The 17,465-nt window shown below is 69.2% G+C and carries 16 protein-coding genes and 1 tRNA gene; 6 read left to right on the top strand and 11 right to left on the bottom strand.

The genetic code is table 11. The features are described 5' to 3' along the window. Positions 1-261: 261 nt before the first annotated feature. From J7E25_RS17385 to J7E25_RS17375, 3 genes are all read right to left on the bottom strand, one after another. Positions 262-1,722, bottom strand: a complete 1,461-nt coding sequence (locus tag J7E25_RS17385) for a flotillin family protein (RefSeq protein WP_214871432.1) — start codon at positions 1,720-1,722, stop codon at positions 262-264. 40 nt (positions 1,723-1,762) lie between these two features. Then, positions 1,763-2,233, bottom strand: coding sequence for an NfeD family protein (locus tag J7E25_RS17380; protein WP_214871431.1), 471 nt, complete (start codon positions 2,231-2,233; stop codon positions 1,763-1,765). A 152-nt stretch (positions 2,234-2,385) separates the two neighbouring features. Beyond that, entirely contained in the window at positions 2,386-3,138 is a 753-nt protein-coding gene (locus J7E25_RS17375; RefSeq protein WP_214871430.1) for a hypothetical protein, read from the bottom strand. A gap of 121 nt (positions 3,139-3,259) precedes the next feature. Here J7E25_RS17375 and J7E25_RS17370 point away from each other — a divergent pair, with 121 nt between their 5' ends. Beyond that, positions 3,260-5,095: a bifunctional 3'-5' exonuclease/DNA polymerase gene (locus J7E25_RS17370; protein WP_214871445.1), complete on the top strand. Its 1,836-nt coding sequence runs from the start codon at positions 3,260-3,262 to the stop codon at positions 5,093-5,095. A gap of 13 nt (positions 5,096-5,108) precedes the next feature. Here the strand turns inward: J7E25_RS17370 and J7E25_RS17365 are convergent, their stop codons facing one another. Further along, positions 5,109-5,732: a PadR family transcriptional regulator gene (locus tag J7E25_RS17365; RefSeq protein WP_214871429.1), complete on the bottom strand. Its 624-nt coding sequence runs from the start codon at positions 5,730-5,732 to the stop codon at positions 5,109-5,111. A 214-nt stretch (positions 5,733-5,946) separates the two neighbouring features. On the opposite strand from J7E25_RS17365, the gene J7E25_RS17360 reads away from it, so the two are divergent. After that, positions 5,947-6,468, top strand: coding sequence for a DUF3145 domain-containing protein (locus J7E25_RS17360; protein WP_214871428.1), 522 nt, complete (start codon positions 5,947-5,949; stop codon positions 6,466-6,468). 150 nt (positions 6,469-6,618) lie between these two features. Here J7E25_RS17360 and J7E25_RS17355 read toward each other — a convergent pair whose 3' ends face one another. The 6 genes from J7E25_RS17355 to aceE form a co-directional block, all read right to left on the bottom strand. After that, the gene (locus J7E25_RS17355; protein WP_214871427.1) at positions 6,619-7,854 is read right to left on the bottom strand and encodes a beta-ketoacyl synthase; all 1,236 of its coding nucleotides are present in this window, start codon (positions 7,852-7,854) and stop codon (positions 6,619-6,621) included. A gap of 79 nt (positions 7,855-7,933) precedes the next feature. Then, a complete protein-coding gene (locus J7E25_RS17350; RefSeq protein WP_214871426.1) occupies positions 7,934-8,182 on the bottom strand; it encodes an acyl carrier protein in 249 nt (82 codons plus the stop codon). A gap of 65 nt (positions 8,183-8,247) precedes the next feature. Continuing rightward, entirely contained in the window at positions 8,248-9,252 is a 1,005-nt protein-coding gene (locus J7E25_RS17345; protein ID WP_214871425.1) for a beta-ketoacyl-ACP synthase III, read from the bottom strand. A gap of 26 nt (positions 9,253-9,278) precedes the next feature. Next, the gene (locus J7E25_RS17340; RefSeq protein ID WP_214871424.1) at positions 9,279-10,202 is read right to left on the bottom strand and encodes an ACP S-malonyltransferase; all 924 of its coding nucleotides are present in this window, start codon (positions 10,200-10,202) and stop codon (positions 9,279-9,281) included. 91 nt (positions 10,203-10,293) lie between these two features. Beyond that, positions 10,294-11,508, bottom strand: a complete 1,215-nt coding sequence (locus tag J7E25_RS17335; protein WP_214871423.1) for a CdaR family transcriptional regulator — start codon at positions 11,506-11,508, stop codon at positions 10,294-10,296. 11 nt (positions 11,509-11,519) lie between these two features. Next, positions 11,520-14,246 carry a pyruvate dehydrogenase (acetyl-transferring), homodimeric type gene (aceE, locus tag J7E25_RS17330; protein WP_214871422.1) on the bottom strand — a complete coding sequence of 909 codons (2,727 nt, stop codon included), beginning with the start codon at positions 14,244-14,246 and terminating at the stop codon, positions 11,520-11,522. Between the two features lie 170 nt (positions 14,247-14,416). Between aceE and J7E25_RS17325 the strand changes: the two genes are divergently transcribed. After that, on the top strand, positions 14,417-14,875 hold the full coding sequence (locus tag J7E25_RS17325; protein WP_214871421.1) for a peroxiredoxin: 459 nt from the start codon (positions 14,417-14,419) through the stop codon (positions 14,873-14,875). A 40-nt stretch (positions 14,876-14,915) separates the two neighbouring features. Here the strand turns inward: J7E25_RS17325 and J7E25_RS17320 are convergent, their stop codons facing one another. Beyond that, the gene (locus tag J7E25_RS17320; protein ID WP_214871420.1) at positions 14,916-15,614 is read right to left on the bottom strand and encodes a hypothetical protein; all 699 of its coding nucleotides are present in this window, start codon (positions 15,612-15,614) and stop codon (positions 14,916-14,918) included. A 51-nt stretch (positions 15,615-15,665) separates the two neighbouring features. Here J7E25_RS17320 and J7E25_RS17315 point away from each other — a divergent pair. From J7E25_RS17315 to J7E25_RS17305, 3 genes are all read left to right on the top strand, one after another. Next, a tRNA-Val gene (locus tag J7E25_RS17315) sits at positions 15,666-15,738 on the top strand. Between the two features lie 54 nt (positions 15,739-15,792). Next, positions 15,793-16,611, top strand: coding sequence for a Nif3-like dinuclear metal center hexameric protein (locus J7E25_RS17310; protein WP_214871419.1), 819 nt, complete (start codon positions 15,793-15,795; stop codon positions 16,609-16,611). A gap of 61 nt (positions 16,612-16,672) precedes the next feature. After that, a complete protein-coding gene (locus tag J7E25_RS17305) occupies positions 16,673-17,410 on the top strand; it encodes a zinc ribbon domain-containing protein (RefSeq protein ID WP_214871418.1) in 738 nt (245 codons plus the stop codon). Positions 17,411-17,465 lie beyond the last annotated feature (55 nt).

The following is a 17,465-nucleotide window of genomic DNA, read 5'->3' as shown; positions in this document are numbered from 1 at the left end:
CGCTCCACGGAGCGTCCCCTCCATGCTGAGGCCGAGACGGCGAGTCCGGGCCGAGGAGATCCATCGGTCACGGGTTCAAGTCCCGTCCGCCCTACCGAAACGATTTCACTGACGTTCGTCGGCTTTCAGACGCACCTGCGTGCCCGGAAGCCGCGCTCGCTATCCGCGCAAAACGGGCGCAAGCCGACGGCGACACGAGATTGGTCATGCGGGAGCGAGGGGCGGAGCCATGTCATTCAGCGGCCACCGCCCCTCGTCGCTTCACTCGGCGGGTGAATCCGCCTTCACGAGGGCAGCTCGGCCTGCGAGTCCCGCCAGAATGGCACTCACGTCGAGTCCGGTGAGCGACTTCACGACCTCGGTGCCCTCGCCGAGCACCTGGCCGACGGTCTTCGTGATCGCGCTCGCGCCGTCGGTCGACACCACGGTGAGCGTGTCGATGTTCGAGATGGGCTCGGCTGCCGCCCGCACGATCTCGGGGAGCCGGGAGATGATCTCCTGGGCGAGCGCGGCCTCACCGTACTTCTCGAGGGCGAGCGCCTTCGCGTCGGTAGCTGCGGCAGACGCGAGGCCCTCGGCCTGGATCGCTGCCGCCTTCGCATCACCTTGGGCACGGATGCCGGCGGCAAGGGCGACCTGGCGGTCGCGCTCGGCCTCACCGGAGACGCGAACCGCGGTGGCGGCGGCCTCGGCGTCTTGCACGGCAGCGACCTTGTTGGCCTCGGCGATCTTCGTGCGCTTGAACGCCTCGGCCTCGGTGCTCGCGTTCGTCGCGTCACGCTTCGCAGTGGCCCGCTGCACCTCGGCGTAGGCCTCAGCCTCTGCGGGCTTCCTGATCTCGATGTCGAGGCGCTCCTGCGTGACGAGCGCCTGCTCGGTGAGGGCTGACCGCTCCTCGACGGCGACGAGACGATCCTGCTCGGCCGTCGCAAGCTGGCCAGCGGCATCGGCCTCGGCGTTCGCGCGGTCGGTCTCGGCCTTGATGATGGCCTGCTTGAGGTTCAACGCCTTCTGACGCTCGGCGATCTGCTCGGCCGCCTCGATGCGGGCGAACTCACTCGCACGCGCGGCCTCGGCCTCGCTGACTTCGGCGACCTGGCGAGCGCGCGCGGCCTCGGCGCGGCCGAGGTTCGCGAGGTAGTCGCTGCCCGGCGTGGAGATGTCGGAGATGTTCAGGAGATCGACCTGGAGGCCCTGCTCGACGAGGTCGGTCTTGGTCTCGGCGACCACGCGGTCGGAGAGTCCCTTGCGGTCCGAGATGATCTGCTCGATCGTCATGTCACCGATGATCGAACGGAGCGAGCCCTCGAGCGACTCCTTGATGATCTCGGTGAGCGCGCTCTGCTGCGAGAGGAATCGCTGCGCCGCTCGGCGAACGCCCTCCTCGGTGCCACTCACCTTGAAGTTGATCGAGGCCTTGATGGCGATCTTGATGCGGTTCTTGTCGACACCCTCCACCGTGATGCCGATCTGGCGCTGCTCGAGCGAGATCGAGAACCCCTGCTGGAGGATCGGCCACACGAAGGTGCGACCGCCGATCACGACGCGCTGACCGGTAGGAGCCTCGCCCGCCGCGGGCCGCCCGGCTCCACGCCCGACGATGACGAGCGCCTCGTTCGGCGGCACGCGCCGGATGCGCCGCGCGATGAATATGAGCAGAGAGAGCAGAGCGACGACGATCGCGATGACGGCGATCACCTGGATCATGACAGGCGTGAGCATCGGGTTCCTTTCGAGCAGGATGTGGCTGGATGTGGCATGACTAGTCGGTGGTGACCTTCACGCGGGTGCCCGCATGCTCGATCACGCGAATCCGCACGCCCTCGGCGATCGGTGCGTCGGAGTATGCGAGCCGCCGTTCGACTTCGCCGGGGCCGTCGAGGCTGACCTCGCCGCCCGCGGGGGAGATGTCGGACCTCGACACTCCGGTGAGGCCGACCGCGGACTGCGGCACCCCGTCGGAACTGCGCGTGAGATTGCGCACCACGAGCACGCTGAACACGTAGGCGACCGCCGCGAGTGCGATCGCGAGCACATACGCCCAGACGATCGCGAGTCCCATGCTCGCGGTGAGCGCCCCAGCCGCGCCGAAGACCACGAGCCCCACCGAGAGCGCGGTGCCGGAGATGGCACCGTCGCCGATCTCGAACTGGTCGAAGATGTCTCCGAGCACGAGCGAGATGAGCAACAGCACGAGGCCGACGCCACCGATGATGAGGAACGGAAGGAGCATCGACTGGCTGCCTCTCTACACGCACGATTCCGGGCGCCGGCACGCACGGGTGACCTCACCTTATCGGTGCGCGGGGTCGCGTGCACGAAGTGCCCACTCGAGCGCTCGGCGCGTCCTGGCAGGGGCAGCTCAGCACCGACCTGGCGGTGCGATCACGTGAGGAGCCGGTACTCGATCGCGAGGGCATCGACCGCTGCATCACCGCGGATGCGCCGCATGAGCGTGACCACTTCGTCGACGACTCCGATGGTGAGCGAGCGACACACGATGCTGTGCGCGCCGAGCGCCTCGAGGCCTCCGGCACGAATCCGGATGACCTCCCAGCCGACTTCGCGGAGCGCTTCGTCTTTCTCCGTGTCGGATGCCTCCTTCAGACCGCGATGCGCCCGACGCGACTTGCCAGGGTCGTCGTACTCGACCGCGATGCGCAGCTGCGGCACGAGGATGTCGGGCCACACCTCTTGCTGGCCGTAGAACATGCGGGCGATTCGCACGGCATTGACGCGATGATGCAAGCGGATGCGTTCGCCGAGCATCGCCCGCAATCGCTGCTCGGTCATCGACGTGCCGACACGGAGTCCTGGCTTCATGAAGGCGACGCCGGCTTCGCGCATCGCCGTAGGGCCGACGGCGTTGGTGCGGCACTTCGCGCAGCTCGGCCCGGTGAGCACCTCGCGCACCGTGGCCGGATACCGATCATGGCCGCGAGCGCATCGCCAGTCGTAACTCGCGCCGATCCTCGTCTCGACGGCGAGTGCAGCTCGCTGGGGCGGCGCGACCCGACCGAGCAGCTCGGCACGGGAGCGCTGCGTCTCGTGGAGGAGCATGCAGAGCGGGCAGACACGCCCGAGTGTCACGACGCCGGGCTCACCCGCGGCCGCGCCATGACCGCATCGGAAGCTCACCGCGACCACCTCGCCTCGATTCTCTGCATGATCTCCATCTTCGGCGGCACCGCCGACACTCGCACGGTGACCCGGTGTCTGCGGCGCCCACGAGAATGGGGTGGTGCGGATCGTGGTTGGAATGGCGGGGCAGGGTCGCGTCACGCTCATCGATCCCGAGGCAGCGGCAGAGGCCGTCACCGTACCGCTCGCCGGATTTCCCGATGCAGTGCGTCGGCTCGAGGCTCGGCGTCCGCGCTGGGTGTGGAGCGACACGCGATCGTGGTATCCGAGGCTCCTCGAGGCCGGGGTGCGTGTCGAACGCTGCCACGACCTGCGCCTGTGCGGGGCGATCCTCGAGCACTCCGCCGCGACGGTCACGGTCAGGGATGCCGGCGAGCATCCGCGACCGGCGTGGCTGCCTGTCGGACCGAGCGAGCCCGGCGCGGCCGCGGCCGTCGCCGCATCCTCGGTGATCGCGCGAACGCCGCTCTTCGAGCTCGACGAGTTCGATGCCGTCTCGGACAGCGTCGCCACCGTCGGCACTCCAGGCTTCATCGACGCCGCGGCGGATCCCGGCATCGACCCGATCGATCGAGCAGATGACGCGGTCGCAGGCTCCTCGGCCGAGCCGGTCGCGGCCGTCATCGCCGAGCACGACCGGCAACTCGCCCTCCTCGCCGGCAGCGCCGAGCCGAACGCCCTGCGCCTGCTCCTTGCAGCCGAGTCAGCCGGCGCGCTCATCGGTGCCGAGCTGCACGCGGCCGGCCTTCCGTGGGACCGCGCCGTGCACGAGCGCGTGCTCGAGGACGAGCTCGGGCCGAAGCCGAAGACCGGATGGAAGCCCGCCCGCATGGAGGAGCTCGCGGCACAGGTGCGCACGGCGCTCGACGCGGCATCCGTCAATCTCGACTCTCAGGCCGACCTGCTCCGGGCGCTGCGCCGGGCAGGCATCCTGGTCGATTCGACGAGCCGATGGGAACTGCGCGAGCAGGATCACCCGGCGATCGAGCCCTTGCTCGCCTACAAGAAGCTCGCGCGCCTGTTGAGCGCGAACGGATGGGCATGGCTCGACGAGTGGATCGCGGGTGGACGGTTCAGACCCGACTACGTGCCGGGCGGCACCGCGACCGGCCGATGGGCAACCTCGGGCGGGGGAGCCCTGCAGCTGCCGAAGATCGTGCGCAGCGCAGTCGTGGCCGATCCCGGCTGGACGCTCGTCGTCGCCGATGCCGCACAACTGGAGCCGCGCGTGCTCGCCGGAATGGCGCGCGACGAGGCGATGGCCGCCGCCGGCCGTGGACTCGACTTCTACCGGGGCATCGTCGACGCCGGGGTCGTCGAGACGAGGGAGCAGGCCAAGTACGCGATCCTCGGTGCGATGTACGGCGCGACCACCGGCGAGAGCGGCCGGCTCGTGCCGCGGCTCGCGCGTGCGTACCCGAGGGCGATGGCTCTCGTCGACCGCGCCGCGGCCGAGGGCGAGCGCGGCGGTGTGGTGTCGACGCTCCTCGGTCGCTCGTCTCCGTTGCCGCCGTCCGAGTGGCATGCCGCGCAATCGCGGGCGAGCCAGCCCGAGGCCTCGCCGGCCGACGAACGACGCGCGCGGTCGGTCGCGCGCGAGTGGGGCCGATTCACCCGCAACTTCGTCGTGCAGGGGAGTGCTGCGGAGTGGGCGCTCTGCTGGATGGCCGCACTTCGTACGCGACTCGCCGCGATCGCCGCGGCAGGCGCTGAGGCGGCCGGGCCGATCACCCCGGCGTCGGCATCCGGACTCGTGTTCGAGCGCGCACCGCACCTCGTGTACTTCCTCCACGACGAGATCATCGTGCACACGCCGCAGGCCCTCGCCGCCGACGTCGCCGCTGCGGTCGAAGAGGCCGCGATCGGAGCCGGCCGGCTCCTCTTCGGCGACTTCCCCGTCGAGTTCCCGCTCGACCTGGCGGTGGTCGACAGCTACGCCCTCGCCGACGCGTGAGTGAGCCCGTTGATCAGTCGGTCGCGGGCGGCGACGGGCGGCGGCCGCGCTTGGGTCGAGTCGCTCGTGGCGCGAAGGCGAGGCGCTCGGCGGATGCCGCGGCAACACCCTCCAGCCAGCCGAGTGCCGCATCCGCCACGGCGACCTCGGCCGCCGCGGCGAGGCGAGCCAGTTCCGATTCGGCACCGCGTACGTCGGCCTCGGTCTCAACTCCATCGGCTGGCGCAGCGGGCTCCGACGAGCTCGATACTGTCGACGCATCGTCGCGACGCACGCGCCAGCGGGCGATCTCCGCTCGCGCGACGGCGAGTCCGTCGACGTCGGGCAGAGACAGGGCGATGAGGACGCGATCGACCGTCTCATCCCAGGGGTCGGCGCCCGAGGCATCCGCGCCGTCGAACCAGGCTGTGGCAGCCGCCGTGCCGCGCGCCGTCAGGCGATACAACGGGAGCCCGTCATCCGTCTCTCCGGCCGGCTCGATGAGTCGCTGCTTGCCGAGTCGCTCGAGGGTCGCATAGGTCTGGCCGACGTTCACCTGGCGTCGCCCACCCGTGCGCGCCTCGAGGCCGTTGTGCAACTGGAACCCGTAGGCGGGGCCCGCCGTGAGCAGGGCGAGGAGCGCATCGCGCACGGCCATGTGGACTCCATCTCGAGAAGTGGGAACGATTCACTGAGTATAGAGTTCCAGTCCAACGGATGCCGCGAGCGACACGTTCGGCGATCCGATCTTGTCACCGGCCCTGATCCGCGGCATAATCGCCCATGACGGCTCGCCGTCGACAACCGAACACCAGCCATCACATCCGTTCCGAGGTCGTAGGGGAAGACGCACCTCAAGAACGGAGAGAGAGATGGCGGAGAAGGTCACGCGGGCCGTGCGCACCGCGCGAGGCGTGCTGTTCGTGCACTCCTCGCCTCGGGCGCTCTGTCCGCATGTCGAATGGGCGGCAGGGCGAGCGCTGGGGAGCGCCGTCAACTTCGAGTGGAGCATGCAGCCGGTCCACCGTGGCATGATGCGCGCCGAGTTCTACTGGGAAGGCGAGGCCGGCAGCGGTGCGAAGCTCGCTTCCGCACTGCGAGGTTGGGAGCAGCTCCGGTTCGAGGTGAGCGAGGACCCGACTCCGGGCTCCGACGGTGCACGCTGGATGCACACCCCTGAGCTCGGTGTGTTCTTCGCACAGACCGATACCGCCGGCAACACCGTGGTGCCCGAGGATCGCATCAGGTACGCGATGGAGATCGCCGGCAATGATCCGGTCGAACTGCACCGCGAGCTCCGCCTCGCGCTCGGGCAGGCGTGGGACGACGAGCTCGAGCCGTTCCGCCACGCCAGTGATTTCGCTCCGGTCGTCTGGTTGCACCAGGTGGGTTGAGCGAGCGCGGCTCGCGGTGGCGTAACGCGATCGTCGGATGATGCTTCCCGGTGACGCACGATCGAAACCTCGGCCGCAGACGAGAAGACCCCGCCCGCGAAATGCGGCCGGGGTCTTCTCATCTTTGCGCCGAGCGGCGCGACAGCACGATCAGGCTGAGCGGAACGCGGCGACGGCGTTGTGCCCGCCGAAGCCGAAGGAGTTGCTGATCGCCACGACGTCATCGCCCTCGAGGGCCCGCGGCGACGTCACCACGTCAAGTGGGATCTCGGGATCCTGCTCGGTGAGGTTGATCGTCGGCGGGATGACCCGCTCGTGGAGCGCGAGCACCGTGAACATGGCCTCGATCGCACCGGCGCCGCCGAGCAGGTGCCCGGTTGAGGCCTTCGTCGCGGTCACGGCGATGCCGTCGAGCAGGTCGCCGAACACGCGCTGGAGCGCGTGGTACTCGGCGATGTCGCCGACCGGGGTGCTCGTCGCGTGCGCATTCACGTGACGCACGTCGGAGAGGCGCGCGCCGGCGCCCTCGATGGCCGCGATCATCGCCCGTGCCGCTGCCGATCCCTCGGGGTCGGGTGCGGTGATGTGGTACGCGTCGCTCGTGACGGAACCGCCGAGCAGCTCGGCGTAGATGCGTGCCCCTCGGGCCTTCGCGTGCTCCTCGGTCTCGACCACGAGGGCTGCGGCGCCCTCACCGAGCACGAAGCCGTCACGACCGACGTCGTAGGGACGGGAAGCGATGGACGGGTCGTCGTTTCGACGGGAGAGCGCCTGCATCGCGGCGAACGACGCGATGGGCAGCGGGTGGATCGCGGCTTCCGAGCCGCCGGCGATGACGACGTCGGCCAGGCCCCGCTGCAGGTGGTCGTAGGCGTTCACAAGCGCTTCGGTGCTCGACGCGCACGCCGAGACGACCGTCGTGATACCTGCACGAGCGTGCAGGTCCATGCCGATCGCGGCGCCCGGGCCGTTGGGCATGAGCATGGGCACGGTCATCGGCAGGACGCGCCGGGGTCCACGCTCACGCAGTGTGTCCCAGGCGTCGAGCAGCGTCCAGACGCCGCCGATGCCGGTCGACCAGTCGACAGCGAGCCGCTCCGGAGCGATTTCGGGCGCACCCGCATCTGCCCAGGCTTCACGGCCGGCGATGAGGGCGAACTGGCTCGAGGGGTCGAGGCGCTTCGTCTCGTGGCGTTCGAGCACCTCGGCGGTGGGCACCTTCGCGGTGGCCGCGAAGGTCACGGGAAGCGCAAGGTCGGCGACCCAGTCGTGTTCGAGCGCGCGAGCGCCGGACTCGCCGGCGAGCAGTGCGTTCCAGCTGTCGCGCGCGGTGCCGCCCAGGGGCGAGGTCGCGCCGATGCCGGTGATGACGATCTTCTTGGTCATTCGAGAGACACTCCGTTGGAGGTGATGGTCGAACTGATCGAGCGGGCCGGGCGGTCGCGCCGGCCCGCTCCAGCAGTTGCTAGGCCTGGGCCTTGACGATGAAGGTGACGGCGTCGCCGACGCTCTTCAGGTTCTTGACCTCTTCGTCGGGGATCTTGACGTCGAACTTCTCCTCGGCGTTGACGACGATCGTCATCATCGAGATGGAGTCGATGTCGAGGTCATCGGTGAACGACTTGTCCAGCTCAACCGTGTCGGTCGCGATGCCGGTCTCGTCGTTGATGAGCTCGGCCAGGCCGGCAAGCACTTCTTCCGTGGACAATGCCATTGTTCTTCTCCTTGGGGGTGTCTCGATTGACCGAGACACAGTCTAGATGGACGAGGGTCGGTGGTTCAGGGAAGTACCACCACTTGGGCGCCGAACACGAGTCCGGCGCCGAAGCCGATTTGGAGGGCGAGGCCCCCCGAGAGTTCCGGATGCTCTTCGAGCAACCGGTGGGTCGCGAGGGGGATCGATGCAGCCGACGTGTTGCCGGTCGTGGCGATGTCGCGGGCGATCATGACCGACTCGGGCAGCTTCAACTGCTTCGCGAACTCGTCGACGATGCGCATGTTGGCCTGGTGGGGGATGAAGGCGGCGAGGTCGGCGGCGGTGATGCCCGCGGCATCCAGCGCCTGCTTGGCGACCTTCGCCATGTCCCACACGGCCCACCGGAAGACCGTCTGGCCCTCCTGGCGGAGCGTCGGCCACTCGGCAGTACCGTCGCGGTACTCCGTGAGGGTGGCGTTCATGCCCACGGCGTCGGCCTTCGAGCCATCCGATCCCCAGATGGTGCGAGCGATGCCGGGGAAGTCGCTCGGGCCGATGACGACGGCTCCGGCGCCGTCTCCGAGCAGGAAGGAGATGGAGCGGTCGGTCGGGTCGACGACGTTCGACAGCTTCTCGGCGCCGACCACGAGCGCGTAGTGGGCGCTGCCGGTGCGAATGAGTGCATCGGCCTGGGCGATCGCGTAGGCGTATCCGGCGCACGCGGCGTTCGTGTCGTATGCGGCGGCCGGGTTGGCACCCACCCGATCGGCCAGGACAGCGGCGATCGAGGGCGTCTGCTGCACGTTCGAGACGGTGGCGACGATGACGAGATCGATGAGCTCGGGTGCGACCCCTGACTTCGAGATCGCCTCGCGCGCGGCATCCGTCGCGAGATCGAGGGCCTCCACGTCGGCGCCGGCGCGCGCCCGCGTGATGATGCCGGTGCGCTGCTGGATCCACTCGTCGGACGAGTTGATCGGGCCCACGAGGTCGTCGTTCGGCACGAGGTTGGCGCCGCGTGCAGCGCCGATCGCGTAGATGCGCGTGTAGGCGGGCCCGTGCGACTGCTGGAGGGTGGGTTTCGTCATGCTCGGCTTTCTCGTGTGCGCCCGGCTCAGGCGGCCTGCTCGATGAGGTCGATCGCGGCGGGAAGGTCGTCGGGCGTCTTCACCGCGACCGCGGGCACGCCCTTCAGGCCCCGCTTCGCGAGCCCGACGAGGGCGCCTGCCGGCGCGACCTCGATGATGCCGGTGACGCCGGCCGCTGCGAACGCCTCCATGCAGCGGTCCCAGCGCACGGGGGAGGAGACCTGCCCGACGAGCAGGTCGACGAATGCGGCGCCGGATGCCACGACGCTGCCGTCGCGGTTGGTCCACAGGGTCACGCCGGGGTCGGACACGTCGTGGTTCGCCGCGGCGATGGCGGCGAGCCGCTCGACCGCAGGCCGCATGTACCGCGTGTGGAAGGCGCCGGCCACTTGGAGCGGGATGACGCGTGCACCGGCCGGCGGCTCGTCCTTCAGGAGCTCGAGCGCCTCGAGCGCGCCGGCGACGACGATCTGGCCGCCGCCGTTGAAGTTCGCCGGTTCAAGTCCGAGCTCGTCGAGCTGGGCCACGAGTGCGGTCTCGTCGGCGCCGAGCACGGCGCTCATGCCGGTGGGCTGGAGCGCCGCGGCATCCGCCATGGCCCGCCCGCGCTCGGCGACGAAGCGCATCGCAGCGGTCTCGCTGAGCACTCCGGCGCCTGCGGCCGCCGTGATCTCGCCGACCGAGTGACCGGCGATGCCGCCGATGCGCTCGCTGCGACCGTCGGCGAGAAGCCGTTCGAGCGTGAGGATGCCGGCCGCGACGATGAGCGGCTGGGCGATCGCCGTATCGCGGATGGTGTCGGCGTCACTGACCGTTCCGTGGGATGCGAGGTCGATGCCCGCGGCGTCGGACAACACGCCCAAGCGCTCGGCATAGGCCGGCTCGGTGAGCCAGGGGGCGAGGAATCCGGGAGTCTGGGAGCCCTGTCCAGGGCAGACGACGACGATCACGGTTCAAGTCTGCCAATCAGTATCGGGACGGTGGTGTGCACACGCTACAAGCTCTTCGCGAAAGGCTTGTGTCGAAGCCACAGGATGTCGATCAGGTCGGAGGTCGACGGCGTGGTGATTGTTCATGATCGCTCATCGATCCGATGATGAGCGCCGCTTGGAGGATGAGCGCTTCGCGGGCGCCGGTGGCATCCCATCCGATCACGTCGGAGACGCGCTTCAGGCGGTAGCGCACGGTGTTCGGGTGCACGAAAAGCTCGCGCGCCGTCGCCTCGAGCGAGCGACCGTTGTCGAGATAGCTCCAGAGCGTCGTGAGCAGTTCGGTGGAATGGGCCTGCAGCGGTCGGTAGATGCGGTGCACGAGGGTGGCACGAGCCAGTGGGTCGCCGGCGAGTGCGCGCTCGGGGAGCAGGTCGTCGGCGTGCACCGGGCGAGGCGCGTGGCGCCACGAGCGGGCGACGGCGAATCCCGCGAGCGCGGCCTTCGCGCTCTTCGACGCGTCGACGAGGTTCGGCACCTCATGACCGAGCACCAGGTGGCCGGGGCCGAAGTGCGGCTCGAGTTGCTCGGCGATCTCCATGAAGGTGAGGGCCGGGGCGGTGCCGATGGCGTCGTCGTTCTCGCGACTGAGCGGGTCGGCGCGGCCGATCACGAGCACGAGGCGATTGCCCTGCACCCCGATGAGCACGTCGGCGTGCATGTGACGTGCTGCGCGGCGCACGTGGTCGATGTCGAACTGCTTCGGTGCCGTGCCGACGAGCACGGCGACCTCGCCGTGGCCGTGCCAGCCGAGCGCGGCGATGCGGCTCGGAAGCTCGTCGTCGTACTCGCCCGAGAGGATCGAATCGACCACGAGCGCCTCGAGGCGCGCGTCCCAGAGCCCGCGAGCCTCCGCAGCGCGTGCGTACACATCGGCCGCCGCGAAGGCGATCTCGCGCGAGTACAGGAGGATCGCCTCGCGGAGCGGCTCGCTGCCGTCTTTGACGCGCTCCTCGACGACCTCGACGGTGACGCGGATGAGCTGCAGCGTCTGCTGCAGACTCACCGAACGCAGCAGCTCTCGCGGAGCGGCACCGAAGACGTCGGCCGCGATCCACGGCGTCGACCGGGGATCGTCGAACCAGGAGATGAACGACGAGATGCCGGCCTGCGCGACGAGGCCCACGGCGGAGCGCCGGCTCGGCGGCATGTCGCCGTACCACGGCAGCGTGTCTTCGAGACGCTTCAGCGTCGCGGTCGACAGCTCACCCGCGATGGTTCGCAACCATGCGAGCGTCTCCGCCTTCGTCTTGGGCCTCGTCGCCACCTCGTCGCCTGCTAGCTCTCGCCGCCGGCCGATCCGGTGGTACCGGCGTTCACGTCGTGCAGCCGGTACTTCTCGATCGCCTGGGCGGGGAGGGCGCGGTCGACTTCACCACGATCTGCGAGGAGCTCGAGCGTGCGGACCACGACCGAGGGTCCGTCGATCTTGAAGAAGCGACGGGCCGCGGGGCGCGTGTCGGAGAAGCCGAAGCCGTCGGCGCCGAGCGTGGCGTAATCGCCCGGCACGTAGGCGCGGATCTGGTCGGGGACGGCGTGCATGAAGTCCGACACCGCGACGAAGGGCCCCTGGGCGCCCGACAGCTTCTGCGTGAGGTACGACGTGCGGCGTTCGGCATCGGGGTTCAGGAAGTTGTGCTCGTCGGCGGCGATGCCGTCGCGGCGGAGCTCGGTCCAGCTCGTCACCGACCACACATCGGCGGAGACGCCCCAGTCCTGGGCGAGCAGCTCCTGCGCCTCGAGAATCCACGGCACCGAGACACCCGACGCGAGCAGCTGCGCCTTCGGGCCCTGCGCCGGCGACTCCGAGATGCGGTGGATACCGCGCACGATGCCCTCGACGTCGACGCCCTCGGGCTCGGCGGGCTGCACGAGCGGCTCGTTGTACACCGTGATGTAGTACATGACGTTCGGATCGGGGTGCGTGCCGCCGTACATGCGGTTGAGGCCCGAGCGCATGATGTGCCCGATCTCGTAGCCGTATGCGGGGTCGTACGACACGACGGCTGGGTTCGTCGAGGCGAGGAGCAGCGAGTGCCCGTCGGCGTGCTGGAGCCCTTCGCCGGTGAGCGTCGTTCGGCCAGCGGTCGCGGCGATCATGAAGCCGCGCGCCATCTGGTCGCCCGCCGCCCAGATCGCGTCGCCCGTGCGCTGGAATCCGAACATCGAGTAGAACACGTAGATCGGGATGAGGGGCTCGCCCTCGGTGGAGTACGACGTGCCCACAGCGGTGAACGCGGCGAGTGCACCCGCCTCGTTGATGCCGACGTGGATGATCTGCCCCTGCGGGCTCTCCTTGTATGCGAGGAGGAGCTCGCGGTCGACCGAGGTGTAGTGCTGGCCGTTCGGGTTGTAGATCTTCGCGTTCGGGAAGAACGCGTCCATGCCGAAGGTGCGCGCCTCGTCGGGGATGATCGGCACGATGCGGTTGCCGAAGTCCTTGGCTCGCATCAGGTCTTTCAGGATGCGCACGAATGCCATTGTCGTGGCGATCTCCTGGGTGCCCGAGCCCTTCTTCGCGATCGCGTACGCGGAGTCGTCGGGCAGCGAGATCGCCGTGTGGTTCGTACGACGCTCGGGAAGGTAGCCGCCGAGCGCGCGGCGGCGCTCATGCAGATACTGGATCGCCTCGTCCTGGTCGCCGGGCGTGTAGTACGGCGGCAGGTAGGGGTTCTCCTCGAGCTGCCCATCGGTGATGGGGATGCGCATCGTGTCGCGGAAGGTCTTCAGGTTGTCGAGCGTCATCTTCTTCATCTGGTGGGTCGCATTGCGACCCTCGAAGCTCGGACCCAGGCCGTAGCCCTTGATGGTCTTCGCGAGGATGACGGTGGGCTGACCCTTGTGCTCGGTGGCGGCCTTGAACGCCGCGTACACCTTGCGGTAGTCGTGACCACCGCGCTTGAGGCCCCAGACCTCGTCGTCGCTGAGGTGCGACACGAGCTCGAGCGCCCGCGGGTCGCGGCCGAAGAAGTTCTCACGCACGTAGGCGCCCGACTCGGCCTTGTAGGTCTGGTAGTCGCCGTCGGGGGTGATGTTCATCAGGTTGCGGAGGGCGCCGTCGTTGTCGCGAGCGAGGAGGTCGTCCCACTCGCGGCCCCAGACGACCTTGATGACGTTCCAGCCGGCACCGCGGAAGAAGCTCTCGAGCTCCTGGATGATCTTGCCGTTGCCGCGCACCGGGCCGTCGAGTCGCTGCAGGTTGCAGTTCACGATGAACGTCAGGTTGTCGAGACCTTCGTTCGCGGCGACCTGGAGCTGCCCGCGGCTCTCGACCTCGTCCATCTCGCCGTCACCAAGGAACGCCCAGACGTGCTGGTCGGATGCGTCTTTGATGCCGCGGTTCGTCAGGTACTTGCTCGCCTGAGCCTGGTAGATCGCGTTGATCGGGCCGAGGCCCATCGACACCGTCGGGAACTGCCAGAACTCGGGCATGAGCCGCGGGTGCGGGTAGGACGACAGGCCGTTGGGCGCGTGGGACTTCTCCTGGCGGAACCCGTCGAGCTGGTCGGCGCTGAGCCGGCCCTCGAGGAATGCGCGGGCGTAGGTGCCGGGCGACGCGTGGCCCTGGATGAAGATCTGGTCGCCGCCACCGGGGTGGTCCTGCCCGCGGAAGAAGTGGTTGAAGCCCACTTCGTAGAGCGCTGCGGATGACGCGTACGTCGAGATGTGCCCGCCGACCGCGATGCCGGGGCGCTGCGAGCGGTGCACGAGCATGGCCGCGTTCCAGCGGATCCACGCGCGATAACGCCGCTCGATCTCCTCGTCGCCCGGGAAGTCGGGCTCGTTCTCGGGTGCGATCGTGTTCAGGTAATCGGTCGTGGGCACCATCGGCACGCCGAGGTGCAGCTCCTTCGAGCGCTTGAGCAGGCTGAGCATGATCTCGCGCGCCCGCTGGTGGCCCTTCTCGGCGACGAGCGCATCGAGGGATTCGGACCATTCGGATGTCTCGTCGGGATCCGAGTCCATCGCCTCGACCGAGTAGGGGTCCTGGTCGTTGACAGTCACACTCGACCTCTCTTTTCAGCAGATCATGCCTGCGGTGTGGGGCGTGCGCACGACGAAGCGGACCGGATCACGGTCGCATGGCACCACGCCATCCTAGTGATTCTATGCCTGCGCCGCCGGGGCTAGGCTGGGCGCCGGTCCACTCGAACCACGACGAAAGCGCACCGCCCATGATCCTTGCACGAGGGGCCGTGGCCCCCGACTTCGCCCTCGCGAACCAGTTCGGCCAGACGGTGCGGCTCGGCGACATCACGGGGAGCACGCCCGTCACGCTCGTGTTCTTCCCACTCGCCTTCTCACGGGTCTGTCACGGCGAGCTCTGCGAACTGCGCGACAACGTCTCGATGTTCGAGGCCGCAGGCACGCAGCTCATCGGCGTCTCGGTCGACTCGAAGCACACGCTTCGCGCGTGGGCGGAGGCCGAGTCGTACGGGTTCCCGCTGCTGTCGGACTTCTGGCCGCACGGCGCCGTCGCAGCGTCGTTCGGCGCATTTGACGAGTCCACCGGCCTCGCCCTGCGTGCGACGTTCGTGATCGGAGTCGACGGCTTCGTGCGTGAGAGCTTCACGTCGCCGCGCGGCGAGGCGCGCTCGCTCGACCAGTACCGCGAGGCGCTCGCAGCGCGCTGAGATCGCCACACTCGATGAGCGACCACGGCCGTGCCGGCGTTCAGGCGAGGATGTTCACCGACCGCGCGATCACGAGCGCGAGGATGACGAATCCGCCGAACGCCTGCAGGCCCATGAGCAGTTTGAAACGCGGGGAGAGTGGCATCGCGTCGGTCGCACTGAAGGCCATCGAGTTGGACAGCGACGAGTAGAAGTAGTCGATGAACCGCGGGGTCCAGTCCTGCACCGCAGACGACCTCGCCGCGACCTCCGCGACCGCATCGTCGTCTTCGTCCTGCGGGAATCGCAGGTCGGCAGGCGGGAGCGCATCGCGCGCCAATGCCGTGCGGAGCACCGGCCCGCCGCGGTCGAGCTCCCAGTACAGCGTCGTGAAGCCGATGACGTTGGCGACCCAGACCTGCAGTGCGGCCTGGAGGAGGCTCGGCGCGTCCTGGCGCCCACCGACGAGCTCGATCACGAGCAGCACGAGCGCAAGCTGGTTCGCGGTGACGAGTACGAGCGCGAGCGCCACCGAGAGCCGGCGCGTCCACGGCGCCTGTCGCGTCATCCGTTGAGGGTTGGCGACGATGAGCGGGATCAGGAGCACGAGCCCGATGCCGACGACCACGAATCGCTGGAAGCCGAGCAGCCCGTTCGGCAGGAACGCATAGAGCGCGAGGGCGCTGAGCAGGCCGACGACGGCAGGCCACCGATGCTCCGGCGGCGTGCTCCGGCTCGGATGCTTCGGGACGGGCTCCATGGGCGCGAGTCTAAGGAGGCTCGGATAATATGGGGGTGCGCCGCGCGGCGTGGGCCTTTAGCTCAGTTGGTAGAGCGCCACGTTTACACCGTGGATGTCGTCGGTTCGAGCCCGGCAGGGCCCACTTCACGGTTCGCGCGTCGCCGCCCTCCGAGAATCGCGGCGCTAGGCTGGGCGGGTGCCTGCAGTCCTCGCCGAAGTCCTGACGACGGTCGATCGACTCTGGCCGCTCTCGGGCGCCGAAGCGTGGGACGCCCCCGGCCTCGTGAGCGGTGATCCGGATGCCTCGGTGCGCCGCGTCCTGCTGGCCGTCGACACCGTCGGTGCCACCGTCGACGAGGCCGTCGATCGCGACGTCGACCTCCTGATCGCCCACCACCCGTTGTTGCTGCGCGGCGTGACGAGCATCGCCGAGGACCGCTACAAGGGCGCTCTCCTCGCGCGGCTCATCAGGGCCGGTTGTGCGCTCGTCGCGGCTCATACCAACGCCGACGTCGTCGAGGAGGGCACCTCGGCCGTGCTCGCCGCGCGACTCGAGCTCCTCGACTCGCGGCCGATCGTGCCCGGCATCGATCCTTCCCTCGGGCTCGGTCGCGTGGGCCGGCTGGCGCGGCCCACGACGCTCGGCCGCCTGGCACGCACGCTCGCCGAGCTCCTCCCCGCGACCGCGACCGGGGTGCGGGTGTCGGGTGGGTTCGACGACGAAGTGCAGACCATCGCGGTGTGCGGGGGAGCAGGCGACTCCCTGCTCGGCGACCCGGCGGTGCTCGGCGCCGATGTCTACATCACCGCCGACCTCCGTCACCATCCCGCGTCGGAGGCCCGCGAGCAGGCGCTGCTCTCGGGCGGGCCGGCGCTCATCGACGTGTCGCACTGGGCGAGCGAGTGGCTCTGGCTCGATGCCGCGGCAGCGCAGCTGCGGAGCGCCCATCCCGACCTCGAGGTGCTCGTGAGCGACCTCCGCACCGATCCCTGGGACTTCCAGGTCGTGCAATGATGACTCCCTCCACATCGACCTCCACATCGACCTCCACACCGACCCCCACGAGGAGCACCACGTGAAGGCCACCCCAGCCGAACAGCAGGAACTGCTGCGACTGCAGTCCCTCGACACCCGCCTGCAGCAGATCGCGCACCGCCTCGGTTCCCTGCCGCAGTCGGCAGCCCTCGCCGAGCTCGCCACCCGCGATGAGGCCGTGCGCCGCTCGCGCGCCGAGGCGGTCGGCGGCCTCGAAGACGCCCGCACCGAGCTCAAGCGACTCGAGTCCGACGTCGCGGTCGTCGAGGCGCGCATCAAGCGGGATGGAGACCGCCTCCAGCAGACGTCGTCGGTGAAGGATGTCGCGGGTCTCGAGTCCGAGCTGTCCTCGCTGCGGAAGCGTCTCTCCGATCTCGAGGACATCGAGCTCGCGGTCATGGAGCGCGTCGAGGCGGCAGAGGGCGTCGTCGCCGGAATCGATGAGCAGCGTGCCTCGATCGCGGCCGAGGTGACGACCCTCGAGGCGGAGCGCGATGCGGCCGCGGCCGAGTTCAACACGGAGCGCGACCACGCCGAGCGCGACCGCGGGGTCGTCGCGACCACGTTGCCGCAGGATCTCGTCGCCCTCTACGAGCAGCGGCGTGTGCGCGGCGGTGGCGTCGGCGCGGCGCTCCTGCGGCAGCGCACGTGCGGCGGGTGCACGATCACGTTCACGGGTTCCGATCTCGAGAGCGTGCGGCGTGCTGCATCCGACGACGTGTTGTTCTGTCCCGAGTGCGACCGCATCCTCGTGCGGACCGACGAATCCGGACGCTGACGCCGCGAGCCCTCGTCGTGGAGGCCGACTGCCGATCGCGGTCGACGGATCTGCG

It is taken from the genome of Agromyces sp. ISL-38 (assembly GCF_018613935.1).
Taxonomy (GTDB): domain Bacteria; phylum Actinomycetota; class Actinomycetes; order Actinomycetales; family Microbacteriaceae; genus Agromyces.
The sequence above is the reverse complement of the archived record's forward strand: the minus strand, read 5'-3'. Positions and strand labels throughout refer to the sequence as shown.

Excerpts from the sequence above, each read along its gene's own strand:
- J7E25_RS17385 (WP_214871432.1), bottom strand. The coding sequence starts at position 1,722 with ATGCTCACGCCTGTCATGATCCAGGTGATCGCCGTCATCGCGATCGTC.
- J7E25_RS17380 (WP_214871431.1), bottom strand. The coding sequence starts at position 2,233 with ATGCTCCTTCCGTTCCTCATCATCGGTGGCGTCGGCCTCGTGCTGTTG.
- J7E25_RS17370 (WP_214871445.1), top strand. The coding sequence starts at position 3,260 with ATGGCGGGGCAGGGTCGCGTCACGCTCATCGATCCCGAGGCAGCGGCA.
- J7E25_RS17365 (WP_214871429.1), bottom strand. The coding sequence starts at position 5,732 with ATGGCCGTGCGCGATGCGCTCCTCGCCCTGCTCACGGCGGGCCCCGCC.
- J7E25_RS17360 (WP_214871428.1), top strand. The coding sequence starts at position 5,947 with ATGGCGGAGAAGGTCACGCGGGCCGTGCGCACCGCGCGAGGCGTGCTG.
- J7E25_RS17355 (WP_214871427.1), bottom strand. The coding sequence starts at position 7,854 with ATGACCAAGAAGATCGTCATCACCGGCATCGGCGCGACCTCGCCCCTG.
- J7E25_RS17350 (WP_214871426.1), bottom strand. The coding sequence starts at position 8,182 with ATGGCATTGTCCACGGAAGAAGTGCTTGCCGGCCTGGCCGAGCTCATC.
- J7E25_RS17345 (WP_214871425.1), bottom strand. The coding sequence starts at position 9,252 with ATGACGAAACCCACCCTCCAGCAGTCGCACGGGCCCGCCTACACGCGC.
- J7E25_RS17325 (WP_214871421.1), top strand. The coding sequence starts at position 14,417 with ATGATCCTTGCACGAGGGGCCGTGGCCCCCGACTTCGCCCTCGCGAAC.
- J7E25_RS17320 (WP_214871420.1), bottom strand. The coding sequence starts at position 15,614 with ATGGAGCCCGTCCCGAAGCATCCGAGCCGGAGCACGCCGCCGGAGCAT.